Source organism: Micromonospora sp. IBHARD003, from assembly GCF_056106285.1.
Genome location: NZ_JBWBBX010000001.1, coordinates 2,303,626 through 2,328,895 on the forward strand (window position 1 = coordinate 2,303,626; position 25,270 = coordinate 2,328,895).

Annotated in this window: 18 protein-coding genes; 8 read left to right on the forward strand and 10 right to left on the reverse strand. The window is 69.7% G+C overall.

The window, feature by feature from the left end; translation table 11 throughout:
* Positions 1-38: 38 nt before the first annotated feature.
* Both pulA and ACTWOL_RS10230 read right to left on the reverse strand, forming a co-directional pair.
* Positions 39-5,408 carry a pullulanase-type alpha-1,6-glucosidase gene (gene pulA, locus ACTWOL_RS10225; protein WP_474296292.1) on the reverse strand — a complete coding sequence of 1,790 codons (5,370 nt, stop codon included), beginning with the start codon at positions 5,406-5,408 and terminating at the stop codon, positions 39-41.
* Between the two features lie 118 nt (positions 5,409-5,526).
* Positions 5,527-7,215: a carbohydrate-binding module family 20 domain-containing protein gene (locus ACTWOL_RS10230; RefSeq protein WP_474296293.1), complete on the reverse strand. Its 1,689-nt coding sequence runs from the start codon at positions 7,213-7,215 to the stop codon at positions 5,527-5,529.
* Between the two features lie 371 nt (positions 7,216-7,586).
* Here ACTWOL_RS10230 and ACTWOL_RS10235 point away from each other — a divergent pair, with 371 nt between their 5' ends.
* Complete coding sequence (locus ACTWOL_RS10235; protein ID WP_474296294.1) at positions 7,587-7,841, forward strand: type II toxin-antitoxin system VapB family antitoxin; 255 nt, start codon at positions 7,587-7,589, stop codon at positions 7,839-7,841.
* Positions 7,841-8,260, forward strand: coding sequence for a PIN domain-containing protein (locus tag ACTWOL_RS10240; RefSeq protein WP_474296295.1), 420 nt, complete (start codon positions 7,841-7,843; stop codon positions 8,258-8,260). The genes ACTWOL_RS10235 and ACTWOL_RS10240 overlap by 1 nt, the downstream gene beginning before the upstream one ends.
* A gap of 46 nt (positions 8,261-8,306) precedes the next feature.
* Here the strand turns inward: ACTWOL_RS10240 and ACTWOL_RS10245 are convergent, their stop codons facing one another.
* Genes ACTWOL_RS10245 through ACTWOL_RS10265 form a run of 5 tightly spaced genes read right to left on the reverse strand, consistent with a single transcriptional unit; the run spans position 8,307 to position 14,213 of the window.
* A complete protein-coding gene (locus ACTWOL_RS10245; protein ID WP_474296296.1) occupies positions 8,307-9,347 on the reverse strand; it encodes a LacI family DNA-binding transcriptional regulator in 1,041 nt (346 codons plus the stop codon).
* Entirely contained in the window at positions 9,344-10,993 is a 1,650-nt protein-coding gene (locus ACTWOL_RS10250; RefSeq protein WP_474296297.1) for a glycoside hydrolase family 13 protein, read from the reverse strand. Before ACTWOL_RS10250 ends, ACTWOL_RS10245 begins: the two co-directional genes overlap by 4 nt.
* A gap of 58 nt (positions 10,994-11,051) precedes the next feature.
* Positions 11,052-11,912 carry a sugar ABC transporter permease gene (locus tag ACTWOL_RS10255; protein ID WP_474296298.1) on the reverse strand — a complete coding sequence of 287 codons (861 nt, stop codon included), beginning with the start codon at positions 11,910-11,912 and terminating at the stop codon, positions 11,052-11,054.
* The gene (locus ACTWOL_RS10260) at positions 11,909-12,922 is read right to left on the reverse strand and encodes a carbohydrate ABC transporter permease (protein WP_474296299.1); all 1,014 of its coding nucleotides are present in this window, start codon (positions 12,920-12,922) and stop codon (positions 11,909-11,911) included. The genes ACTWOL_RS10255 and ACTWOL_RS10260 overlap by 4 nt, the downstream gene beginning before the upstream one ends.
* Before the next feature lie 16 nt (positions 12,923-12,938).
* Positions 12,939-14,213 carry an extracellular solute-binding protein gene (locus tag ACTWOL_RS10265; RefSeq protein ID WP_474296300.1) on the reverse strand — a complete coding sequence of 425 codons (1,275 nt, stop codon included), beginning with the start codon at positions 14,211-14,213 and terminating at the stop codon, positions 12,939-12,941.
* 385 nt (positions 14,214-14,598) lie between these two features.
* Here ACTWOL_RS10265 and ACTWOL_RS10270 point away from each other — a divergent pair, with 385 nt between their 5' ends.
* The 3 genes from ACTWOL_RS10270 to ACTWOL_RS10280 all read left to right on the forward strand — a co-directional run bounded on the left by ACTWOL_RS10270 (position 14,599) and on the right by ACTWOL_RS10280 (position 18,271).
* Positions 14,599-16,203: a glycoside hydrolase family 13 protein gene (locus ACTWOL_RS10270; protein WP_474296301.1), complete on the forward strand. Its 1,605-nt coding sequence runs from the start codon at positions 14,599-14,601 to the stop codon at positions 16,201-16,203.
* Positions 16,204-16,228: 25 nt separating this feature from the next.
* Positions 16,229-17,272 carry a LacI family DNA-binding transcriptional regulator gene (locus ACTWOL_RS10275; protein WP_474296302.1) on the forward strand — a complete coding sequence of 348 codons (1,044 nt, stop codon included), beginning with the start codon at positions 16,229-16,231 and terminating at the stop codon, positions 17,270-17,272.
* A 96-nt stretch (positions 17,273-17,368) separates the two neighbouring features.
* Entirely contained in the window at positions 17,369-18,271 is a 903-nt protein-coding gene (locus tag ACTWOL_RS10280) for a phosphatase PAP2 family protein (RefSeq protein WP_474296303.1), read from the forward strand.
* A gap of 165 nt (positions 18,272-18,436) precedes the next feature.
* Here the strand turns inward: ACTWOL_RS10280 and ACTWOL_RS10285 are convergent, their stop codons facing one another.
* Together ACTWOL_RS10285 and ACTWOL_RS10290 are read right to left on the reverse strand one after the other, a co-directional pair.
* Positions 18,437-18,712: a hypothetical protein gene (locus tag ACTWOL_RS10285; RefSeq protein WP_474296304.1), complete on the reverse strand. Its 276-nt coding sequence runs from the start codon at positions 18,710-18,712 to the stop codon at positions 18,437-18,439.
* Positions 18,713-18,794: 82 nt separating this feature from the next.
* Positions 18,795-19,259: a hypothetical protein gene (locus ACTWOL_RS10290; RefSeq protein ID WP_474296305.1), complete on the reverse strand. Its 465-nt coding sequence runs from the start codon at positions 19,257-19,259 to the stop codon at positions 18,795-18,797.
* A gap of 406 nt (positions 19,260-19,665) precedes the next feature.
* Here ACTWOL_RS10290 and ACTWOL_RS10295 point away from each other — a divergent pair, with 406 nt between their 5' ends.
* Positions 19,666-20,574, forward strand: a complete 909-nt coding sequence (locus tag ACTWOL_RS10295; protein WP_474301136.1) for an ABC transporter ATP-binding protein — start codon at positions 19,666-19,668, stop codon at positions 20,572-20,574.
* The gene (locus ACTWOL_RS10300) at positions 20,571-21,428 is read left to right on the forward strand and encodes a hypothetical protein (RefSeq protein WP_474296306.1); all 858 of its coding nucleotides are present in this window, start codon (positions 20,571-20,573) and stop codon (positions 21,426-21,428) included. The genes ACTWOL_RS10295 and ACTWOL_RS10300 overlap by 4 nt, the downstream gene beginning before the upstream one ends.
* Positions 21,429-21,543: 115 nt before the next feature.
* On the opposite strand, the gene ACTWOL_RS10305 is transcribed toward ACTWOL_RS10300, so the two are convergent.
* Positions 21,544-24,546, reverse strand: a complete 3,003-nt coding sequence (locus ACTWOL_RS10305; protein ID WP_474296307.1) for a bifunctional [glutamine synthetase] adenylyltransferase/[glutamine synthetase]-adenylyl-L-tyrosine phosphorylase — start codon at positions 24,544-24,546, stop codon at positions 21,544-21,546.
* A gap of 214 nt (positions 24,547-24,760) precedes the next feature.
* Here ACTWOL_RS10305 and ACTWOL_RS10310 point away from each other — a divergent pair, with 214 nt between their 5' ends.
* Positions 24,761-25,195, forward strand: coding sequence for a VOC family protein (locus ACTWOL_RS10310; RefSeq protein ID WP_474296308.1), 435 nt, complete (start codon positions 24,761-24,763; stop codon positions 25,193-25,195).
* Positions 25,196-25,270: the final 75 nt, after the last annotated feature.

The window sequence follows — 25,270 nt, forward strand, 5'->3', positions numbered from 1 at the left end:
TGACGAAGCCGGCCCTGGCGCGCCGCCCCTGCGGGGTCTCAGCCGCGTTCGAAGACCGCGACCGTGCGCCCCGGCACCGTGAAGGTGCCCGTATCGCGGGCGAACGAGGCCGACTTCACGATCGTGTCGGAGCCTGCCGCCTGCTGCGGGTGCAGGGCGTACGGCGTGCCCGTGAGGGCTTCCACCCGCTGGGTCTGTGACGTCGGCGTGGCGTTGAAGACCACCACCAGGTCACCGAGCCGCATGGTGATCACGCCCGGTGTCTCGTCCGTACCGGACAGCGGGAAGGACAGTGCCGACTGCACCGCCTCCGCCGTGCCGAGCCCGAACACCGGCTCGGTGGTCCGGATCCGCAGCAGATCGCGGTACGCGGCGGAGGCCCCGGAGATCTCGTCGCAGGCAGGCTTCAGTGCGTCCGTGGTGAGCAGCGGCTTGGCATAGGGCCATTTCGCCTTGTTGTCGGCGGCGGGCGGCAGGCCCCGCCCGAAGCCGTTGCCGTCCCGGCAGTCCCAGTGGACGGCGTTGAACCAGTCGCCGCTGTCGTAGGAGTTGCGGTCCAGCGACTTCGAGCGGAGCAGGTCCGAACCGGCCTGGGAGAGCGCGGGCCCCTGTGAGAGGGCCGCCGTCGCCATGGCGAGCACCTGCATACGTGCCCGGTCCGCCGCCGTGACCGTGGACGGCAGTTTGAAGGCGAGCGCGTCGTACAGCGTCTCGTTGTCATGGGCGTCGGCGTAGGCGAGGGCGTCGCCGGGCGCGGCGGCATAGCCGGCCGGGGCGCCGTTGTAGTCCACGTCGGAGCCCTTGACCGGACGCCCGCGGGTGTCGGTGAAGGTGTACGAGGCGAGGTTGCCGGACAGGCCGACCTTGATCAGGTCCTGGTAGTGCAGCAGCCGGGCCTTCTGCTCGGCCGGGGTGCCGTTGGCCTTCGAGGCACCCGGTTCGGTGAACAGCCCGGACGCGAAGCCCTGGATCCCCGGGTCCTCGTCGAAGGGCCCGCCGCCGCGCACGGCGTCGCGTGCCCGGTCGGAGAAGGTGGCGATCCCGGTCCCTGCCATGTTCTTCTGGGTGGCCTGGACGAAGCGGGCGTCGTCGGCGATCTCGCCGAAGTTCCAGCCCTCTCCGTACAGGACGATGCTCTTGCCGTCGACGCCGTCCTTCTGCACGGTCAGGCCGTCGAGGGCCTTGCGTACGGCGAGGATGTTCGCCTTCGGGTGGTGGCCCATGAGGTCGAAGCGGAAGCCGTCGACCTTGTACTCCCTGGCCCAGGTGACGACCGAGTCCACGACGAGCTTGCCCATCATGGCGTTCTCGGGCGCGGTGTTGGCACAGCAGGTGGAGGTGGCCACGGTGCCGTCGGCGAGCAGCCGCTGGTAGTAGCCGGGCACGATGCGGTCCAGTACGGACTTCTCCGACTGACCGCTCGCGACGGTGTGGTTGTAGACGACGTCCATGACGGTGCGCAGTCCGATGCCGTTCAGGCCCTGCACCATCCGCCGGAACTCGACCGTGCGGCGTGTGCCGTCGGGGTCGGACGCGTAGGACCCCTCGGGCACGGTGTAGTGCAGCGGGTCGTAGCCCCAGTTGTAGGCGTCCTTTGCCGCCGCCTTGGCGACGCAGGCCTGCTGCTCTTCGGAGTCGGGCGCGTAGACCTTGAGGTCACAGGCCGGGGCGGACTGGTCGGACTTCTTCTCGGGGATGGTCCCGATGTCGAAGGCGGGCAGCAGATGGACGTACGAGGTGCCGCTGTCCGCCAGCTGCTTCAGATGCCGCATCCCGGCGGTGGTGCGGTCGGTGAAGGCCAGATAGCCGCCCGGGTGCTTCGATGTGCGGTCCGCGACCGAGAAGTCGCGGATGTGCAGCTCCTGGATCTGGGCGTCCTTCAGCGGTACGGCGGCGGGCTTCCTCAGTCCGGGCCAGCCCTTGGGGGCGAGCCCGGGGTCGGCGAGGTCGACGACGAGACTCCGGGCCGAGTCCGTGGTGAGGCCGGTGGCGTAGGGGTCGGTGACCTTGTTGGTGACGAGCTGCTGCACGCTGGGCGCCCAGACGGTCACGGCGTACCGGTAGGGCTTGCCGCGCCAGCTCGCCGGGCCGGTGACCGACCAGACGCCGGAGGCGTCGTCCCGGCGCATAGGTACGGTCCTGCCGTCGAGTTCGAGGGCCACCTTGCGGGCGGTAGGCGCCCAGACGGAGAGGGTCGGGCTGCCCTTGCGGAACACCGGTCCGAGCGCGGCTCCCTTCGCCTTTCCCGCGTACAGGTCGTCGAGCACGCCGGGGATCTGCACTCCGGTGGCGGCGAGCAGGGCACCTGCCTCGTTGCGCTGGGTGGCGATGAGCTGGCCGCGCAGGGCGTCCCGCACCCGGTCGCGGTCGCGTGGATCGACGGTGAAGGCCGGATAGTCCTTGAGGTGCGGGTACTTCGCCTTCTGGGCGTCGGTGAGCGCGGAGGGGATGAGACGCAGCCAGCGGCCCTCGTCGCTCAGCGCGCCGTCGGCCACCGTGATGCCACCGGGCGCGTACACCAGCTGCTGGCTGGTGGCGTCGGTGGCCTTCACCTTCCAGACGACGGTGGCGCGGTCGATGAACTGGGCTTCGGCCTTCTTGAGATCGAGTGGCAGCGCGCCACCGGTCTGCGGGAGCAGATACCGCTGCTGTCCCGCGAGCATCCAGACCTCGCGTCCGTGGCTGCCGAAGGACAGCGACTGGTCGTTCGGCAGGTCCTTCTGGTCGCCCTTGTGGACGATGTAGCTGAGCGACGTGGCGCCCTCGGCGAGCGGAACTTCGAAGGTCACCCCGTAGGCGTCCTTGCGGACCGGCATCAGCGGCTTGGACCAGTCGGTGGGCTCGGCGGCACCGGTCCAGGTGTGCAGACCCCAGCCGTCGTAGTCTCCCCCAGAGCCTTCGGCCTGGGAGGTGCCCCCATCGGGCCGCTGGTAGTGCAGCACCGCCTTCTTGGTGTCCTGCGGCGGGTAGGCGCCGTCGGGTGCGGTGTCGGACTGGCCGTCCTGGCCCTGGGTGATCCAGACCTCGCCGGTGCGGGCGAGGTTGACGCCGCGCTGGGGACCGTCGGCGGTGCCGTCCTTCTCCACGGTGTACGGGATCGTGGCGGCCCCCTCGGGAACCTTGACCCAGGCGAACGCGCCGTAGGCGTCCCGGCCGGTGAAGGCGGCGGTGGTCCCGGCGGCCTTCAGCTGCCAGCCGTCGTAGTCGGCGTCGGCGCGCTTGTAGTGGACGACGGCGTAGTCACGCTGGACGGCCGTGGGCTTCGCGGGCGGCGGGACCCGGCCCGCCGTGGAGGAGGCCGTGGCGCTCGCGGTGCGGCCGAGGCTGTCCACGACGACGGCCTTGTAGCGCAGGGGCGTGCCCGCGGGGGCCGTGATGTGCTGTGTGACCTTGTACGGGGCGTGGTCGGCGGTGCCGAGGGTGCGCCATGGGCCGTTGCCGGCCTGGGCGGCGAAGACCACCCTGCCCAGCTGCCCGCCCTCGACGCCGGCGGAGAGCTCGACGGTGCCGGTGGCTCCGGCGGCCGGGGCCTTCAGGGTCAGGGACGGCTTGGTGGCGGGGGCGGCGAGCGGCTCGGTGGCGCGCAGCACCAGCGAGGACAGCGCGGGCACGGTGACCGTGATCTTCCCGTCGGTGGTGTGAACGGCACCCGAACCGCCGTACAGCACACGGAAGCCGGCCGCGTCCACGGGCAGGGTCACCGTCTTGGCGGCCGTGGCGTTGTTGGTGGCGACGACGTACTCGACGCGCTGCTTCGCGTCCGTACGCGAGAACGCGTACACGGAGTCCTTGGCGTAACGCTCCTGCTGGATGCCGTCACGCAGCGCCGGGTGCTGCCGGGTAAGCCCGGACAGAGCGGCGATCGACCGGTAGACCGGGTGCGCGGGGTCGTACGCGTCGTCGGCGTGGGTGCGGTCGGTGCCGAGCTGGTCGTCGTCGAGATAGTCGGCGGTCTTCGAGGCGAAGAGGGTCTGCCGGGCGTCCTTGTCGCCGCCCGCGCCGGTGAAGCCCTGCTCGTCGCCGTAGTAGATCACCGGGTTGCCGCGGCTGAGGAACATCAGCTCGTTGGCGAGCCGGGCCCGCTTCAGCAGCTCGGCGTCGTCGGCGCCGGGGTTGTCCTGCTTGAGGAAGGTGCCGATACGGCCCATGTCGTGGTTGCCGAGGAAGGTCACCTGTTCGTAGGCGTTGGCCTTGTCGGTGGTGTACCGGTAGTCGTCGGCGAAGACTCTGGCGAGCCGGCCGGCGTCGGCGCCCTGGGAGGCGTAGGCGCGGGCCGCGTCCTGGAAGGGGAAGTCGAGGGTGGCGTCGAGCCGTCCCCGGGTGACGTACGGGGAGGTGACGGCCGTGTCGGCGGAGAAGACCTCACCGAACATGAAGAAGTCCTCGCGGCCCCGCTTCGCGGCGTAGGCGTCGAGGGCGGTGGCCCACTGGGTCCAGAAGTCCAGGTCGACATGCTTGACGGTGTCGATACGGAAGCCGTCGATCCGGAAGTCGCGGACCCACTTCTCGTAGATCCTCTTCATACCCTCGACGACCTCGGGACGCTCGGTCCACAGATCGTCGAGCCCCACGAAGTCGCCGTACTCCGCGCTTTCGCCCGCCCAGGTGGAGTCGCCCCGGTTGTGGTACATCGTGGGGTCGTTGAGCCAGGCCGGCACCTTGGTGACGGCGCCCGGTCCCTTGACGGGGGTGTAGGGGAAGGAGTCCTGGTCGACCTTGCCGATCCCGGACCTGTCGTCGAAGGGACGGCCGTCCTTGTCGAGGTAGGGGTAGGCGCCCTTGGGGCGGTAGCCGTACTTCTTCTCGGCGTAGTCGACGGTGTCGGCGGTGTGGTTGGTGATGACGTCGAAGAAGACCTTCATACCCTTGGCATGGGCCTTGTCGATCAGCTTCGTCAGGTCGGCGTTGGTACCGAAGTGCGGGTCGACCTGGGTGAAGTCGGTGATCCAGTAGCCGTGGTAACCGGCGGAGGCTCCCCCAGAGCCTTCGGCCTGGGAGGTACCCCCATTGCCGCTCCCCTGCACGGGGCGGTTTTTGAAGATCGGGGCGAGCCAGATGGCGGTGGTGCCGAGGCCCTTGACGTAGTCGAGGCGCCGGGTGAGCCCCTTGAGGTCGCCGCCCTGGTAGAAGCCCTTGTCGCCGGGGTCGTAGCCGGTCTCCAGGCGCGAACCGGTCAGCCCGCCCCGGTCGTTGGCCCGGTCGCCGTTGGCGAACCGGTCCGGCAGCACGAAGTAGAACTGCTCCCGGGTCAGATCGTGCCGCGCGGGCTCGGCGGCGAGCTTCGCGTCGGTGGGTGCGGTGGGCGGCTTGGCCGCCGCGGCGGGTACGGCGGGCGCGAGCGCCGCGCACACGGCGGCGGCCACCGTGGCCGCGATGGCTCTGCGCCTGCCGCGCAGGGGGCGTATCACAGGAGCTCTCCTTGTGAGGCTGACCGGGAAGGAACCGTGAAGCGTCGTGAAGAGTGGTGTGCCGCTCCGCGCGCAGCGGGGTCGTGAGCGCGCGGAGCGGCGGTTCAGGGGAAGGCGGTCAGTTGCGCCAGGTGTCGTTCAGCGTGACCGTGCCGCCCGCGGGGACCGTCGCCGTGCGGTTGGCGCCGCTCTCCCAGGTGACCGAGCCCGAGGCGTCCTTGCGCAGGTACTTGTACGCGAAGGAGGTCCCGGCGGGCAGGGGGACGTCGAGCTTCCAGACCGGGTAGTCCACCGGGTCCAGCTTCAGCGCGCTGCCGGTGTTCCAGTTGCCGAGTACGGACTGGTCGCCGGTGACGTAGACGTTCTCGCCGGGCACCGTCGTGGCGGTGACGCCGAACGACGCTCCCGTGGCGCTGGACGAACCCCCGCAGTTTCGCGCGCCCGCGTGCAGCGCGACCGCGGTGCCGGGGCCGAGTGTGCGGGTGAACCGCCCCGACGCGTCGACCGTGACGCCCGTACCGGACTGGACGTCGCAGTAGTCACCGGCGGGCAGCGAGGTCTGGTACGTGCGGGTCAGCGGCGACGTTTCGTGGTTGATGGCCACGAAGGCCTTGTTGCCGCGCCCGAAGGCGATCGCGTCGGCGCCGTTGTCCCACCAGTTCGTGACACCCTGACCGTGGGCCACGTTCCGGAAGGCGACCATCGAGGAGATCTCGCGCCAGGCGTGCTGGCACTTCCAGCCGTCGCGGTAACAGGCGCCGACCGTACCGCCGTTCGGCGGTCCCGCCTCCTTGTCGGACCACTCGTAGCCGGAGTGGACGTCCGGGGAGCCGTAGGGCCAGGCCAGCATGAAGACGTTGGCGAGGGTGTAGTCGGCGCCGTTCTTGTAGTTGAGCGTGTCACCGCCGCGCTCGGTGTCGTGGTTGTCGACGAAGACGGCGGACCGGTCGCCCGGCAGATAGCCCCAGCCCTCGCCGTAGTTCTTGAGATAGGCGAGGTTCTCGCCGGTGAAGACCCGCTTGAGGTCGCGGGCGTAGCGGAACTCCTGGACGTCGCCGTTGCCGAGGTACTCGCCGGGCTGGACCGCCTCGCCGGCCCCGGATATGGCTTCCTGTTTCCAGTACACACCGGGGTTGTTCAGCTTCGCCTTGACGGCGGCGAGGTCGGCGGCCGGGATGTGCTTGGCGGCGTCGATCCGGAAGCCGTCGGCGCCCAGCGACAGCAGGTCGTTCATATAGCCCGCGATCTTGGTGCGGACGTACTCCTCGCCGGTGTCGAGGTCGGCGAGCTGGACCAGTTCGCAGTTCTGGACGTTGGCGCGGTCCCGGTAGTCGGTGATCGTCGCGGTGCAGTCGTCCATGTCCCGGGACGAGTAGAGGCCGGGGTAGCCGTACTTGGTGTACGGCGAACCGCCGGTGCCGGTGCCGCTGCCGGCCGCCATGTGGTTGATGACGGTGTCGACGACGACCTTGACGCCCGCCGCGTGGCAGGCGTTCACCATCGCGGAGAACGCGGCGCGGTCGCCGAGCCGTCCCGCGATCCTGTAACCGACGGGCTGGTAGGACGTCCACCACTGCGGGCCCTGGATGTGCTCCTGGGGTGGTGACACCTGGACGTATCCGTATCCGGCGGGACCGAGTGTCTCGGCGCACGCACGGGCGACCGAGTCGAAGCGCCATTCGAAGAGGACGGCTGTGACGTCCTTGGTGCCGGGTGGGGCCGCCTGCGCGGCTCCCGGTGGCGCGAGTACCGCTGTCGCCACTCCCGCCGCAAGGGCGGTGGTGGCGGCCAGGGACCTGCTGGCCATGTGGTTCCTCCTGCGGCTCAGGAAGGGAGGTGGGGGTCGGTGCGAGGGTCCGAATGGGGATTGAATGTTCTTGCTGCAAGGTTGCAAGACCCTCTGCGCAGGTGACCGTAGGGCCAGCAGGTCCAAGGGTCAACAGTTTCGACATCTGCGGGACTCGAGGAAGACACGCTTCCGCAAGAAATTGCACCGAGGGGTGGGGCCGCCCCGGGCACCGCAGCCCTCCCCGGCAGCCCGCGCCGCGCGGCGCGCAAGCAGAGGCTCGCTCACGTTCAGCGGTGGCCCTGCAGAGGCCCACCCTCAAAACGATATCGCTCTCAGCAAGAAGACGGTATCGTTCAAAGTGTCGGCGCATCATGAAGGGAGCCATCCCCATGGCAAGAACCGTCATCGACCTGGACGAGAACATGGTCGCCGAGGCCATGCGCATCTTCGGCACCAAGACGAAGGCGAAGGCCGTTCGTCTCGCTATGGAAGACGCGGTCAAACGCCACCTGCGGCAGGAGGGCTTCGACGCCATGGAGGCCGGCGAGTTCGACTTCAGCGAGATCATCGAGAGCACCGGCCCCCGTAACGCCGACGGCTCGCTGCGGCGCGACGGCGACAGCGACGAGGACCACGCCGCCTGATGCAGGACCGCTACCTGATCGACAAGTCCGCCCTTGCCCGCTGGACGAAACCACGCGTCAAGGAGGTCCTCAAACCCCTCCATGAGCGCTACCTACTCGCCGTATGCCAGCCCACCGAGTACGAGATGGTCCATTCGGCACGGGACAGTGCGGAGGCGCTGCGGATCAGCACATGGCTCCACGCCTTCGACTACCTGCCCACGGACGAGGACACCTTCACCCGCGCCTTGGAAGTCCAGCGCCACGCGCTCAACGCGGGTTTCCACCGTGCTCTTTCACTCCCCGATCTCCTCATCGGCGCCACCGCGGAGCTGAACCGGCTGACGGTCCTCCACTACGACGGCGACTTCGACATGATCGCCTCGCTCACCGGACAGCCCACACAATGGGTCGTCCCACCGGGAGCCGCCGACCACTGACGTCCGGCCGTCGGAGCGGGCCCGGACGCGCGCAGGAGTCACCGGCTCAGCGCGCGGGCCGCGCCGTCGACCCCCGTACCACCAGTTCCGGCTGGAAGAGGTACTCCGTGGTGGGCACGGGATTGCCGCGGATCTCCTCCAGCAGCGCACCCACCGCCGTCGACGCCATCGCATGCACGGGCTGGCGCACCGTGGTCAGCGGGGGATCCGTGAACGCGATCAGCGGCGAGTCGTCGTACCCGACCACCGATACGTCACCGGGTACGTCGAGACCCCGCTCCCGGGCGGCCCTGATCACGCCGAGCGCCATCATGTCGCTGCCGCAGACGATGCCGGTGCAGCCCGCGTCGATCAGCTCGGCGGCCGCGGCATGGCCGCCCTCGACGCTGAACAGGGTGTGCCGGACGTACCGTTCGGCACCCGGCCCCGCCGTCTCGAGGAAGCCCTCCGTCTTGCGCCGTGACGGCACATAGCGGACGGGTCCGACCGCGAGCCCGATCCGCTCGTGGCCGAGCTCGGCCAGATGGCGCACGGCCATCGCCGCCGCCATCCGGTCGTCGGTGGAGACGAAGGGAGCCGAGACCCGTTCGTTGTAGCCGTTGACGAGGACGAACGGGACCTTGCGGGCGGCGAGTTCGGCGTAGCGCGCAGGGTCGGCGGAGGTGTCGGCATGCAGCCCGGAGAGGAAGACGATGCCGTCGACACCGCTCTCCTCGAGCTGCTCCACCAGCTCGTCCTCGGTCGCCCCGCCGGGCTGCTTGGCGCACAGCAGCGGGGTGTAGCCGTAACCGGTCAGCGTCTGCTCGACGACCTGGGCGAACGCCGGGAAGATCGGGTTGGTCAGCTCGGGCACGACCAGTCCGACCAGCCCGTCGCTGCGCCGTCGCAGCCGTACGGGGCGCTCGTAGCCGAGGACGTCGAGGGCGGCGAGCACCCGGGTCCTGGTCGCCGACGAGACTCCCGGCTTGGCGTTGAGCACCCGGCTGACCGTGGCCTCGCTGACGCCCGACTGGGCCGCGATGTCGGCCAGCCTGGGGGCGGCCGGTGCGGCGCCGCCCCCAGGGCCCCTCGGCCGGGGGACGGTCACACCGTCCACCAGGCCGTGCTGTCGGCGGGCAGTACGGCCGTGCCGTCGCTGACGGCGACCGGCCCGCTGGCCAGCAGGAGTGTGCCGGGGGTGGGGATGGTGACTGCTTCGCCGGTGGTGTTGGTGGTGCACACGAAGCCGTCACGGCCGAGGACGAGGACGCCTTCGGGACCCTCCAGCCAGGTCACCGTGTCACCCGCGCCAAGACCCGGATGCTCACGACGTACCGCGAGCGCGGCCCGGTACAGCTCCAGCGTCGAGCCCGGCACCCCCGTCTGCGCCTCCACACTCAGCTCACCCCACGACGACGGCTGCGGAAGCCAACTGCCCCCACTGCCGAAACCGTACGACGAACCCGACCGCGTCCACGGGATCGGCACCCGGCACCCGTCCCGGAACCCGTCCTGACCCTCCGCCCGGAAGAACGACGGATCCTGCCGCACCTCATCCGGCAGATCCGTCACATCCGGCAGACCCAGCTCCTCACCCTGATACACATACGCCGACCCCGGCAACGCCAGCATCAACAACGACGCCGCCCGCGCCCGACACAGACCGAGTTCACGGTCGCCCTGCTCGCGCAGCTGGGTGCCGAGGCCGGGCGGGTTGGCGAAGCGGGTGGCGTGCCGGGTGACGTCGTGGTTGGACAGCACCCAGGTGGTGGGGGCGCCCACGGGGCGCATCGCGGCCAGTGAGCCGTCGATGACCTCGCGCAGTTCCTTCGCGTCCCAGTTGGCCCCCAGGTACTGGAAGTTGAAGGCCTGGTGCATCTCGTCCTGGCGGACGTAGAGCGCGGTGCGCTCGACGGTCGGGGTCCAGGCCTCGGCGACCATGACGCGCTCGCCCTCGTACTCGTCGAGGATCCGCCGCCAGGAGCGGTAGATCTCGTGCACACCGTCCTGGTCGAAGAACGGCATGACGTTGTTGCCGAGCAGCTTCAGCTGGTCGCCGCCACCGATGTCGGGCAGGCCCGGGGCCTTGACCAGGCCGTGGGCGACGTCGACGCGGAAGCCGTCGGCGCCCAGGTCCAGCCAGAAGCGCAGGATCGAGCGGAACTCGTCCTGGACGGCGGGGTGTTCCCAGTTGAAGTCGGGCTGCTCGGGTGCGAAGAGGTGGAGGTACCACTCCCCGTCCTCGACACGGGTCCAGGCGGGTCCGCCGAAGATGGACTCCCAGTCGTTGGGCGGCAGTTCGCCGTGCTCGCCCTTGCCGGGGCGGAAGTGGAAGCGCTCACGCAGCCGGGAGCCGGGGCCCTCGCGCAGGGCCTGCCGGAACCAGTCGTGCTGGTCCGAGCAGTGGTTGGGCACGAGGTCGACGATGATGCGCAGGCCCAGCGCGTGGGCGGCGCGGATCAGCGCGTCGGCGTCGTGGAGGTTGCCGAACACCGGGTCGATGGCCCGGTAGTCGGCGACGTCGTAGCCGGCGTCGGCCTGCGGGGACGCGTAGAACGGGCTGAGCCAGACCGCGTCCACGCCGAGCTCCTTGAGGTACGGGAGCCGGCCGCGTATGCCCGCGAGATCGCCCATGCCGTCGCCGTTGCCGTCGGCGAAGCTGCGCGGATAGACCTGGTAGATCACCGCGTCCCGCCACCAGCCGGTGTGCGTGCCACTGGTCGGGCGGTGGGGGGCGGCGAGGTGCTGGGTCATTTCATCCCTGGGTGTCGTCGGATGCGGAAGGTACGTGGGTGACGGGAGCGGCGGGGCGTCAGCCCTTGACGGCGCCTGCGGAGACACCGGTCACCAGATGCCGCTGGGCGAAGAGGAAGACGATCGCCGCGGGGATCGCGATGAGCACGGACGCCGCGGTCATCGGGCCCCACTGGGCGCCGTACTGGTTGACGAACTTCTGCAGTCCGCCGGCCAGGGTGAGGTTCTCGTCGCCGACCATGAACGCGGAGGCGTAGGCCACCTCGCCCCACGCGGTGATGAACGAGTAGAACGCCGTGACCGCGATGCCCGGCTTCGCCAGCGGCAGGATCAGCCGCCAGAACGTGCCGAACGGGGTGAGCCCGTCGACCTGGCCGGACTCGTCGATCTCGCGCGGGATGGTGTCGAAGAAGCCCTTCATCATCCAGGCGCAGAACGGTACGGCGATGGTGAGGTAGGTGATCACCAGACCGGCCGGCTCGTTGAGCAGCCCCAGGCCCGACATGATGTTGTAGATCGGCACGATCAGGACCGCGACCGGGAACATCTGGGTGATGAGCAGGGTCCACATCAGTCCGCGCTTGCCGGGGAAGCGGAAGCGGCTGACGGCGTAGCCGGTGGTGGAGGCGACGAAGACGCCGAGCACCGTGGTGAGGCCGGCGACGAGCAGGGAGTTGCCGAACCAAGTGAGGAACTCGGTGTCGTCGATCAGCCGGGTGTAGTTCTCGAACGTCGTCTCTTTGACGAAGTCGGTGGTGGTCGCGTACTCCGCGGGCTTGAGGGAGGTGAGGAGCACCCACAGCACCGGGAAAACGGCGATCACGGACGCGACGAGCAGCGTCAGATGCAGTCCGAGGGAGGCGAGCGGCGAGCGGCGGCCGCGCACCGGGGCGCTCGCCGGGGCGTTGGTCGTGGTCACCAGGTTTCTCCCTGCTTGCGGAGGACTCGCCGGTAGACCGCGGCGAAGAGCATCAGGAGGACGAGGATCAGCACGCCCCAGGTGGAGGACTGCGCGAAGTCGCGCGGGCTGATCTCGAAGGAGAACTTGTAGGCCTGGGTCACCAGGATCTGGGTGGCCTCGCCGGGACCGCCGCGCGTCAGCAGGAAGATCACCGGGAACATGTTGAAGGTCCAGATGGTGCTCAGCAGGATGACGGTGGTGGACACCGAGCGGAGCCCCGGCATGGTGATGTGCCGGAAGCGCTGCCACGCGTTCGCGCCGTCCATCTCGGCGGCCTCGTACAGCTCGCCGGGGATGGACTGGAGACCGCCGAGCAGGGCGACCATCATGAACGGGACGCCGAGCCAGACGTTGACGGCGATCACCGAGACCTTGGCCCACAGCGGATCGTTCAGCCACGGCACGGCGTCGATGCCGCCGCCCGCGAGGAACTTGTTGAGCAGGCCGTTGTCCTCGTTGTAGAGGAAGCGCCAGGCGAAGACGGAGACGAAGCCGGGCACGGCCCAGGGCAGGACCAGCATCATCCGGTAGAACGACCGGCCGGCGATCCTGCGGTTGAGGATGTTGGCGAGGGCGAGGCCCAGGCCGAAGGTGACGGCCACGCAGGAGACCGTCCACACCAGCGTCCACCCGAGGGTCCCGAGGAACTGGCTGCCGGTGAGTGCGTCGGTGTAGTTGTCCAGACCGACGAATTCGTAGGACGCGGGGAGGTGGTTGACCCCGATGGAGCGCTCGACGTTCCGCTCGTTGGCGTTCGTCAGCGACAGGTAGACGCCGCGAACGAGCGGATAGCCGATGATCACGCCGATCACGATCACCACGGGGGCGACCATGGTCCAGGCGTACCAGTGGATGGAGAGGGCGCGGCGGAGCTTGCCGGGCGCCGCTGCGGAGTCGCGGCGACGGCCGCGGGCCCTTCCGGGCTCCGCGGCCTTCGCCACCGACCGGCCGCTGGTGTCGACAGCCATCAGTCGGTCTCTTCCCTTACTTCCAGTCCTTGAGGAGCTTGCGGTAGGCGTCGCCCGCCGTCGAGGCTCCCTTCTCCGGGGTGGTCTGGCCGGTGAGGACCTTGGTGTACTCGGTCACCAGCGGGGCGAAGAGGCTGCCGCCCTCGGGGATCCAGGGGCGCTCGACGGCCTTGTCGACGGCCGGCTTGAAGAAGCCGACGATCTCGTTGGCCGCGACCTTCGGGTCGGAGTAGACGGAGGTGCGGGTCGGAAGCAGGCTGAGCTCCGTGGCGACCTGGGTCTGGGCCTCGACGGAGGTCATGTACTCGACGAAGGCGTAGGAGGCCTCGAGGTTCTTGGAGCCCGCGTAGACGGCGAGGTTGTGGCCGCCCTGCGGGGCGCCCTGGCCTGCCGAGCCGGCGGGGACGGGGGCGATGCCGAGGTTCGCCTTGTCCTTGAACTCCTTGCCGGCGTAGGTGTCGGTGACGGCCCAGGGACCGTTGATCATCATGGCGACCTTGCCGTCCTTGAAGGCCGACTGCATGTTGTTCCAGCCGTCGGTGGCATCGGTCTTGGCGACACCGGAGTCGACCAGGTCCTTGACGACCGTCATGGCCTTGACGCCGGCCGGGCTGTCGACCGTGATCTTCTTGTTCTTGGGGTCGACCAGGTCGCCGCCCTCGCCGTAGAGGAAGGACAGGAACCAGTACGCGTCGTCGCCGCGCAGGTACATGGCGGTCTTGCCGGTCTTGGACTTGATCGTCTTCGCGGCGGTCTTGAGCTCGGCGATGGTGCCGGGGACCTGGACACCGGCGTCCTTGAAGATCTTCTTGTTGTAGAAGATGCCCATGGTGTCGATGACCTGCGGGACGGCGTAGGTCTTGTCCTTGTACTTCGTGGAGGCGGCGGCCTGCCCCAGGAAGTCCTTCTCGTTCTTCAGCGCCGTGGTGCCGTCGAGCGGGGCGAGGTAGCCGAGGTCGGCGAACTCGGGGGTCCAGGCGACCTCGGAGCGGATGACGTCGGGGGCGCCGGAGCCGGACTGGGCGGCGTTCTTGAACTTGTTCTGTGCCTCACCGAAGGGCACATTCACATACTTGATCTTGACGTCGGGGTGCTGCTTGGTGAAACCCTCGGCGAGCTTCTTGAAGACCTTGTCCTCGCTGCCGACGGTCGACGTGTCCCACCAGGTGACCGTGCCCGACAGCTTGCCGCCCGCGCTGCTCTTCGCGCCCTCGGTGTCGTCGCCGCCGCACGCGGTCGCCGAGAGCGCCAGGCTCGCGACCAGAGCGGTGGCCGCTATGCCACGTCGCATGTGAACTCCTTCGATGGGGCCGCTCCATCACGGCGCCGATTCGTCGAGGAACGTAACAAGGTTGAAAGAAGACCGAAAGAGCTTGCGAGAGATTTCCGCAAGACGGGGGGATCGTTACATCAGCGTGTCCTGAGGGTTGCCGATACAACGCTTGCCAACGCACGGATCCATACCCTCCGGCCTCATCCGATCGCAGCCCGCACCGCTTGACGCCGGTTCCGTTGGCTTACGCAACTGCTTCCGCAAGAGATTGCAACGCTGTTACCTTCGAGAGAGGTCGGCGTTGAACCGGAAGATCTGGAAGAGGCCAGTTCGTCCGGATTCAGGCGTCGCAAGGCAGCGGCAGTACGTGAACGATCCGATGAACGATCCGAAGGGACCGTCCATGACGCAGGAGCTCAGCACGACCGCCCCGGCGCATCTCCCCCGGCAGCGGCGGGACTGGTGGCGCGACGCCGTGATCTACCAGGTGTACGTCCGCTCCTTCGCCGACAGCGACGGCGACGGCGTCGGTGATCTGCGCGGGATCCGGCAGCGGCTCCCCCACCTCGCCGCGCTCGGCGTGGACGCGCTCTGGATCACCCCCTTCTACGCGTCCCCGCAGGCCGACGGCGGCTACGACGTCGCCGACTACCGGGCCGTCGACCCCCTCTTCGGCGAGCTGTCCGACGCCGACGACCTGGTCCGCGAAGCGCACCGGCTGGGGCTGCGGGTGATCGTCGACATCGTTCCCAACCACACCTCCGACCACCACCCCTGGTTCCAGGCCGCGCTCGCCGGCGGCCCCGAGCGGGCGCACTACCACTTCCGCCCCGGAAAGGGCGCGGCCGGGGAGCTGCCGCCCAACGACTGGGAGTCCGTTTTCGGCGGGCCCGCGTGGACCCGGGCGAAGGACGGGGAGTGGTACCTCCACCTGTTCGCGCCCGAGCAGCCCGACCTCAACTGGGACGAACCGGCCGTGCACGAGGAGTTCGCCTCCGTGCTCCGCTTCTGGCTGGACCTGGGCGTCGACGGCTTCCGTATCGATGTCGCCCATGGGATGGTCAAAGCGGATGGACTACCCAATATCGGACTCCGCGAGCAGGCCAAGATGATCGGCGCACAGGTGCTGCCCTTCTTCGACCAGGACGGTGTCCACGAGATCCACCGCACCTGGCGACGGCTCCTGGACGGTTACGAGGGCGAGCGCATCGGAGTCGCGGAGGCCTGGGCGCCGACATCGGAGCGGCTCGCCCTGTACGTCCGCCCGGACGAGATGCACCAGGCCTTCAACTTCCAGTTCCTGCGCTGCCCCTGGGACCCGGACCGGATGCGTGCGGTCATCGACGCCTCACTGGCGGCGACCACATCGGTGGGCGCCCCCACCACCTGGGTGCTGTCCAACCACGACGTCGTACGCCACCCGACCCGCTACGGCGACGGCCCCACCGGTCTGTGTCGGGCGCGGGCGGCGTCGTTGTTGATGCTGGCGTTGCCGGGGTCGGCGTATGTGTATCAGGGTGAGGAGCTGGGTCTGCCGGATGTGACGGATCTGCCGGATGAGGTGCGGCAGGATCCGTCGTTCTTCCGGGCGGAGGGTCAGGACGGGTTCCGGGACGGGTGCCGGGTGCCGATCCCGTGGACGCGGTCGGGTTCGTCGTACGGTTTCGGCAGTGGGGGCAGTTGGCTTCCGCAGCCGTCGTCGTGGGGTGAGCTGAGTGTGGAGGCGCAGACGGGGGTGCCGGGCTCGACGCTGGAGCTGTACCGGGCCGCGCTCGCGGTACGTCGTGAGCATCCGGGTCTTGGCGCGGGTGACACGGTGACCTGGCTGGAGGGTCCCGAAGGCGTCCTCGTCCTCGGCCGTGACGGCTTCGTGTGCACCACCAACACCACCGGCGAAGCAGTCACCATCCCCACCCCCGGCACACTCCTGCTGTCGTCGGCGGCACCCGAGTTCAACGGCGGGACGGTACGCCTTCCCGCCGACTCCAGCACCTGGTGGGCAATCTGACATGCGACCGGTACAGTCCAATCCCATGACCGCACGGCTTGCCGACATCGCAGCCCAGGCGGGGGTCAGCGAAGCCACGGTCAGCCGGGTGCTCAACGGCAAGCCGGGCGTGGCCGCGACCACCCGCGAATCGGTGCTCGCCGCCCTCGACGTCCTCGGCTACGAGCGCCCCGTACGGCTGCGCCGGCGCAGCGCGGGACTGGTCGGGCTGATCACCCCGGAGCTGGAGAATCCCATATTCCCGGCCCTGGCCCAGGTCATCGGACAGGCGCTGACCCGCCAGGGCTACACGCCCGTGCTGGCCACCCAGACCCCCGGCGGCTCCACGGAGGACGAACTCACCGAAATGCTCGTGGACCGCGGGGTCTCCGGCATCATCTACGTCTCCGGACTGCACGCCGACACCAGTGCCGACATGCAGCGCTACGAGAAGCTGCGCGCCCAGGGCGTGCCGTTCGTCCTCGTGGACGGCTTCGCCCCGCAGGTACACGCGCCGTTCATCTCCCCCGACGACCGGGCGGCGATGCGGCTGGCGGTGACCCATCTCGTCGCACTCGGCCACACCAGGATCGGTCTGGCGGTCGGCCCGAAGCGGTTCGTCCCGGTTCTGCGGAAAATAGAGGGATTTGTCAAGGTCGTGCATGAACAGCTGGGTCTGACCGACCAGGAGATCGAGTCCCAGCTGATCCAGCACTCCCTCTACACCCTGGAGGGCGGACAGGCCGCGGCGTCCGCGCTGATGGACCGCGGCTGCACGGCCGTGGTGTGCGCGAGCGACATGATGGCGCTCGGCGCGATCAGGGCGGCGCGGCAGCGCGGGCTCGAAGTGCCGCGCGACATCTCGGTCGTCGGCTTCGACGACTCACCGCTGATCGCCTTCACCGACCCGCCCCTGACCACGATCCGCAAGCCGGTGCCCGCCATGGGCCAGGCCGCCGTGCGCACCCTGCTGGAGGAGATCGGCGGGACCCCGGCGCCGCACAGCGAATTCGTCTTCATGCCGGAACTGGTCGTACGAGGTTCCACCGCGTCCGGACCCGGAAGTGCGCCGGGCGCTGCGACCGGATAGGTACCGCGGTCGTTCTCGAGTCGTACCGCGGGGGCGGTCCGAACCAGACCCGGGGATGATCGGAGCCGCAGCGGCCATCTGGCAAACTCTCTCCCTATGGGTGAAGCGACCGTAAAGACTCCGGAAGGCCTGACGGCCACCCCGTCACCCATGGTGACAGCGGAATCTCCGGCTCCGGAATCCGGTCGCGGACGCCGCACGAGGACGCCCCGGCGTCCTCGGATCTGGTTCGAGATCCTGCTCATCGCGGTCAGCTACTGGACGTACTCCCTCATCCGCAACGCGGTGCCGGAGCAGAAGGCACAGGCGCTGCGGAACGCCGACTGGATCTGGGAAGCCGAACGCACCCTCGGCATAGCGGTCGAGCAGACGGTCAACCACGCCGTGAACTCGGTGACTTGGCTGATCGTGGGGATGAACTACTACTACGCGACACTGCACTTCCTGATCACCATCGGCGTGCTCGTCTGGCTCTACCGGTGGCACCCCGGCCGCTACTCCTCCGCACGGCTGGTGCTCTTCGCGACGACGGGTGTCGCCCTCGTCGGGTACTACCTCTACCCGCTGGCCCCGCCCCGGCTGATGAACGGGCAGGACTTCATCGACACCGTGCTGGTGCACCACACCTGGGGCTCGATGGCATCGGGCAATCTGAAGCACATGTCGAACCAGTACGCGGCCATGCCGTCCATGCACATCGGCTGGTCGCTGTGGTGCGGACTGATCATCTTCGCTCTGGCGTCGGCCCCGTGGGCGAAGATCCTCGGCCTTCTGTACCCGACACTCACCCTCGTCGTCATCGTCGCCACGGCCAACCACTTCTGGCTGGACGCGGTCGGCGGCATCCTCTGCCTCTCGTTCGGATACGCGGTCTCGTACGCCTGGTTCGGCGCACTGACGCACCGGCTGCCGCAGCACATAGCGGCGCCCGAGGGGGAGGACGGACCCGGTCGGCTGCGCGCGGCATGGGCGGACAGGCTGAACTCCGCGCGACGTTAAGGGCTGTCCCGTTATCCCCAGCGGGCGCGCGACGCTCCGTGACATGGACGAGGCCCGGGCCGGCGGCTCGGGCCTCTCCCGTATCCGCCCGGGGCCGTGCGGATACGGCTGAGCGGAATTCCGGGGCAACGGTCCGAAAGGGCATTGCCCTTTCGGACGGGCGGACTATCCGGCGAAGAAGAGCACGGCGCACAGAATCAGCGCCGCGTGGGTGAACGCACAGGTGGCCCAGCTGCCGGGACCACGGACGCCGTCACTGGCGAACTGGCTCCATTCCAGCAGGGCGGCGAGGCATGACAGCCCCCAGAAGATCCACATGACGACGGACATCCAGGTGGCCGACATCTCCGTGAAAATCAGGAGCGCGAGGGCCGGTGCAATCAGGACGGAGGGAATGTCCCACGTCGCCTTGGTGGTTTCGTCGCTCGCAGTTTCCGTCATGACGTCTCCCCTCATGTCGGCAAAGGCCGGAGCCATGGGAAATGGCTCCGGCCCTGCATGAGCTCGATATCGCGTCAGCGTATCAGTGGTGGAAGTGCCACCAGATGTCGTAAATCGTCAGGCCCGGCGAGACTCCCCTGATGGCCAGCTTCACCCACCAGGGAAGACCGTTGAACCAGCGCTTGAAGTCGCTGTACTTGCCCTTGATCGCCTTACCGAAGCCCTTGATCTTGCTCAGGATGTTCTTGATGGCGCGCCAGGAGATCTTCTTCGCCTGCTTGCCCTGCGCGGCCCGGTTCAGATCCGCGCGGTCGGCAGCCGAAAGGCTCGCGACGAAGGCACGGGCCTTGGCGTCACGGCTGTTCAGCAGTGTGCGGGCGGCCTGCTGGGCGTCCGCAGCCTGGGAGGCCTGGGAGACGCTCACAGAAGCGGTTGTGGCGCGGGAATGCTCGACAGCCGAGGCCATCGGCGCGGCGACGCCAAGGGCGACGGCTGCCGTGATGGTCGCGGCGGTGATGCGCAGCTTGTTGCGCACTGATACCCCCATGTTCGGTGTGATGGAGTAGCGGCCGCCTCACCGGCGGGTGTCAACGGCCTTTGTCCGTCCGTGAGTTCGGAGGAACAGGAGAGATACTTGTCGCGTGGTGTGACACCCGCCATTGGTTCTTCGGGCATCGTCCGGGTGGCCCATGGCCACGTGGTCAGCGGCCCGGAGGGCGAGCCGGTGCCCGTCGCCGCTGGTCCTGGGCTCGTATGCCGCGCCGGCCGGCGACGGCCGGTAAACGGAGTGACGCCTTTCCGCCCCGCGGAGCAACGGTTCTGCCTTTCAATGACGTCTCCACGCCCGGCAGTTGGGCGACGGCTCGACGGAGCGGACCGGGACCAAAGCGCGCGGTCCGAAACCTCCGGGCGGAAGGTGGGTTCCGGATGACGAGAGGAAAGCTGTTGTGGTGATGGGCGAGGTGCTCGTCGAAGCGCGGGACCTCACGAGGGCCTTCGGCTCGAAACGGGTCCTGGACGGGGTGTCCCTCAGCCTCCGGGCCGGTGAGGTGACCGGCTTCGTCGGAGCGAACGGCGCGGGGAAGACCACGACGATCCGGCTGATGCTGGGGCTCGCACGCGGCGAGGGACGGACCGAGTTCCTGGGGCGGCCACTGCACGAATGGGGCTCGCCCGGCAGCGTCGTCGGGGCCGTGCTCGGCGGTGTGGCGGGACACCCGAACCACCGGGTGCGCTCCCATCTGCGGATGGTGGCCGCCGGGAGCGGCGCTGCGGACGCACGGGTGGACGAGCTGCTGGCCACGGTCGGACTGACCGACGCGGCACGGCTGAGGCTGTCCGAGCTCTCGCTCGGGATGGCACAGCGCGTAGGGATCGCCCAGGCACTGCTGGGCGATCCCCCGGTGCTCGTCCTGGACGAGCCGGCCAATGGACTCGACCCGCATTCGATCCGCTGGCTGCGGGACTTCCTGCGGGCTCAGGCGGCACAGGGACGGGCGGTGCTGGTGTCGAGTCACCTCCTGGGCGAGATGGAGCAGCTCGCCGACCGGGTGGTCGTGCTGTCGCGGGGCCGGGTGGTGGCCGCGGCCCCGATGGCCGATCTCCGGGCATACGCGGCGGACCGGCACATGGTGCGCGTCGAGACGCCGGATCTGGCGAGGCTGAAGGATCTCGTGCAGGCGCACGGCGGCCGGCTCGAGGCCACCGGCAAGGACTGCGCGGACATCACGGGCCTCGACCGGTTCCGGGTCGGCTCGCTCGCCGCGGAGCAGGGGATCGCCCTGTTTCTGCTGCACGAGGCGCAGCCGTCCCTCGAGGACTTCTACCTGACCATCGCGGAAGAGGAGTTCAAGATCTCATGAGCACGGCTGCGACAAGGTCTTTGCCGGTCGTCTCCCCCGCAGAGGCGTTCCTGCGGGCCTGCCGCTACGAGTGGCGGCATCTGACGGCGCTTCGGTCGACCTGGGTGCTGCTGGCCGTGGTGGCGGCGCTGAGCCTGCTGGCCGGGCTCGGGCCGCTGCTCGACCCCGGCGGCCAGGACGTGATCGACGCCGCGGCCATGGCGGACCTGCTGGAGTGGACACCGCTGGCGCTGCAGGTTCCCGCCCTGTGCTTCTTCGTTCTGGTGCTGGGCACCGGACCGGTTTCGACCGATCTTGTGCGCAGGGCTGCCCGGACGACCTGGCTCGCCGTGAACGGGCGCGGTACGGCGTACCGGGCGAAGTGTGCCGTGGGCTTTCTGACCGGGGCGGCGGTGGCGGTCGGCAGCGCCCTGCTGGGGGCGTTGTCATCGGCGGTGGCCCTGGCGGCCACGGGCGCCCCGCAGCCTCCCTGGGGCGAGGTGGTGTGGCCCGTGTCCCGGTTCGTGCTGTGGATGGGCTGCTGGGCTCTGCTGTGCATGGCGTTGGTGGCGCTGACGCGCAGCCGGATCGCAGCGGTGGTGGTGCTGTGCATGTGGCCGCTGATCGGTGAACGGGTCGTGGGCGGTCTGCTGGGCAGTGTCCCCGGACTGGACGGGCTCGGGAACTGGCTCCCGTTCGCGGCGGGACGGGCCGTGCTCACCGATGTCGCCGCGCTCTCCGGTGAGGAGCAGGACTTCGCACGGACCATGGTCGGCAGCGATTTGTCGACACCGGTGGCGATGGCGGTGTTCTGCGCGTTCACCGCGGTCATGACCGTGGCGGGCCACTGGGCGTACCGGCGGCGGGACGCGTAGGCACGGCCGGGCGTGCCGCCAAGGGCCTTGCACCGCGCCTGCGGTGCAAGGCCTGCCCGCCCTGCAGGTCCTGTCCGGGGCGCCGGTGCCTGCCGCCCGGGTTCCGGCCCCGGGCTCAGGTTCCGTAGAACAGGTCTTCCACCACGGCCCGCGCCCGCCGGGTGGCACGCCGGTAGTCGTCGACCATCTCGCCCACATGCCCCGGCCCGTACCCCAAGTAGCGCCCCACAGCGGCCAGTTCGCGCCCGTCCGACGGAAAGGTGTCTCCCGGCCTGCCGCGGACCAGCATCACCGCGTTGCGGACGCGGGTCGCGAGGACCCAGGCGTCGTCGAGGATCTGGGCGTCCTCCGTGGCCAGCAGGCCGGCGGCGTGTGCGGCGGCGAGCGCCTCACGGGTACGGGTGGTGCGCAGACCCGGTTCGGACCAGCCGTGGCGCATCTGCAGCAGCTGGATCGTCCACTCGACGTCGCTGAGCCCGCCGCGCCCCAGTTTGACGTGGAGGGCCGGGTCGGCACCGCGCGGCAGCCGTTCGGTCTCCATCCGGGCCTTGAGCCTGCGGATCTCGCGTACGGCGTCGTCTCCGAGGCCTTCGGCCGGGTAGCGCAGCGGGTCGATCAGCTCGATGAAGCGCGCACCGAGCTCCTCGTCGCCCGCCACCGGCTCGGCACGCAGCAGGGCCTGGCTCTCCCACACCAGGGACCAGCGCCGGTAGTAGGCGGCGTACGAGGCGAGCGTACGGACCAGGGGCCCGTTCTTGCCCTCCGGGCGCAGGTCGGCGTCGATGAGCAGCGGCGGGTCGGAGGTGGGGACTTGGAGCAGCCGCCGCATCTCGGACACGACCGTGTTGGCCGCTCTGGCCGCCTCCTGCTCGTCGGCTCCGTCACGCGGCTCGTGCACGAACAGGACGTCCGCGTCCGAGCCGTAGCCCAGTTCGTGTCCGCCGAAGCGGCCCATGCCGATCACCGCGAAGCGGGTGGGGAGGGTGTCGCCCCACTGTTCGCGCACGACGGCCCGCAGGGCGCCGGCGATCGTCACCGCGTTGAGGTCGGTGATCGCGCTGCCGGCCCGGTCGACGAGTGCGCCCGGGTCCTGTTCGGCCGGACTCTCGTCGGTGCCGTACGAGCCGATCAGGTCGGCCGCTGCGGTACGGAAGAGTTCACGCCGGCGCACGCCGCGGGCCGCGGTGACGGCCGCCTCCGCGCCGTCCGCGCGGCCGACCGCGGCCAGCACCTCCTGCTCCAGATGGTCGCGGTCGCGCGGCTTCAGCCCCTCGGGGTCGCCGAGCAACGCGACGGCCTCCGGCGCCCGCAGCAGCAGATCGGGGGCGAGCCGGCCGGCGGACAGCACACGCGCGAGGTTCTCCGCCGCCGCGCCCTCGTCGCGCAGCAGCCGCAGGTACCAGGGCGTCTTGCCCAGAGCGTCGGACACCTGGCGGAAGCCCAGCAGGCCCGCGTCCGGGTCGGCCGAGTCCGCGAACCAGCCCAGCAGCACCGGCAGCAGGGTCCGCTGGATCGCCGCCTTGCGGGTCACGCCCGACGACAGCGCCTCGAGATGGCGCAGGGCGGCGGCGGGGTCGGCGTAGCCGAGCGCCTCGAGCCGCTGGCGTGCCGCCGCAGCGCTGAGCCGGGTCTCGCCGGGCGCGAGCTGGGCGACGGCGTCGAGCAGGGGCCGGTAGAAGAGCTTCTCGTGCAGCCGCCGCACGACCGACGCGTGCCGCCGCCACTCCTTGTTGAGTTCGACGACCGGATCGGCGCGCAGTCCCAGCGAACGCCCCAGCCTGCGCTGGTCGTCCTCGCCGTCCGGGACGAGATGGGTGCGGCGCAGCCGGAACAGCTGGATGCGGTGCTCCATGGCCCTCAGGAAGCGGTACGCCTGGTCGAGCTGGGCGGCGTCCGCGCGCCCCACGTATCCGCCCGCCGCGAGGGCGCCCAGCGCTTCGAGGGTGCTGCCGCTGCGCAGGGACGCGTCGCTGCGGCCGTGCACGAGCTGGAGCAGTTGCACGGCGAACTCGACGTCCCGCAGTCCGCCGGGGCCGAGCTTCAGCTCGCGGTCTATCCGGTCCGCGGGGATGTTGTCGACGACCCGCCGGCGCATCTTCTGCACGTCGGGCACGAAGTTCTCGCGTTCGGCGGCCTGCCAGACGAGCGGTGAGACGGCCTCGATGTAGTCGGCGCCCAGCTCGGGGTCGCCGGCCACCGGCCGCGCCTTGAGCAGCGCCTGGAACTCCCAGGTCTTCGCCCACCGCTGGTAGTACGCGAGATGGCTGGAGAGCGTGCGCACCAGCGGGCCGTTGCGTCCCTCGGGTCGCAGATTGGCGTCCACCGGCCAGATGGCGCCCTCGACCGTGGTCTCCGAGCAGATCCGCATGAGGTGGGAGGCGAGGCGGGTCGCGGCCTTGAGCGCCGTCGGCTCGTCCGATCCCTCGGCCGGTTCCCCGACGAAGATCACATCGACGTCGGAGACGTAGTTGAGCTCATGGCCGCCGCACTTGCCCATCGCGATCACCGCGAGCCGGCAGACGGCGGCGTCCCCGGGCGCGGCGCTGCGGGCGATGGCGAGCGCGGCCCGCAGGGTCGCGGTGGCCAGATCGGCGAGCTCGGCGGCGGTCTGCGCGACATCGGTGGTCCCGCACACGTCGCGGGCCGCTATCGAGAGCAGACAGCGCCGGTAGGCAATGCGCAGCGACACCGGATCGGTGGCCTCGGCCAGCCCCCGCTCGAACTCCTCCACGCCGGGGTGCAGGTCCGCCGCCTCGTAGGTCTCGAGCGCGTGCCAGTCCTGCGGGTGGCGCGCCAGATGGTCACCGAGCGCCTCCGATGCGCCCAGCACCCCGAGCAGCCGGTCCCGCAGCGGTTTCGCGGAGATCAGGGTGTCGAGGAGGACCTGCCGTTCGCCGGGCCCGTGCTCCGCCGGCTTCTGCGCCTCCACCAGACGGACCAGCCCGCGCAGTGCGAGATCGGGGTCGGCGGTGGCTCCCAGGGCGTCGAGGAGCACGGAGTCGGCGCGCACGGGGGCCATCTCGGGCAGCTCGAGGAACCGTTCGGCGACCGCGGGATGGGTGAAGCCGTGCCGCAGCAATCGGGTGAACGTACTGCTTCTGCGCCCCGGCACCGTCATCCCGCCGCCTCCGATCCCGCCTGCCCGATCCCGCCCGAGCCGATCCCGCATCCGCTCACGGCCAGGATCCGAGCGTAGCCCGCGGCGCCGGATTCCGATGAGTGCGGTCACCGCGCACCGTCGGTACTTCGAAGGGACCATGGGAGGACCGGAGGGCACAGGACCGGGCCGCCTCTCCCTTCGGCAGTCGACAGGGACGATCGGAGACCCGCTCATGGAATGGACCCTCGAAGTGATCGTCGTCCCGGTCAGCGACGTCGACCGGGCCAAGTCCTTCTACGTGGACCGGTGCGGGTTCAGGGCCGACCTCGACATGTCGCCGATCGAGGGGACCCGCTTCGTCCAGATCACCCCGCCCGGCTCCCGCTGCTCCATCGTCCTCGAGGAAGGTCTGCCGGACTCCCCCGGCCAGCCGCGGATGGCTCCCGGCTCGCTCAAGGGCATGCAGCTCTGTGTCACCGACATCGACGCCGCCCGGGACGAACTGGTCGGCCGCGGGGTCGACGTCAGCCAGATCCAGCGGGTCGGCCCGTCCGGCTGGGAGGAGGGCAAGGGCAAGGAGGTGTGGAACTCCTTCCTCTTCTTCAACGATCCCGACGGCAACGGCTGGGTGGTCCAGGAGGCACCGGCGCCGCTCGCCGCACGCTGACCGGGAACACCACTCGCCGCACGCTGACCGCCGACCGCAAAACCCCCGACCACCGACCGGAAAACCCCAGGAAGG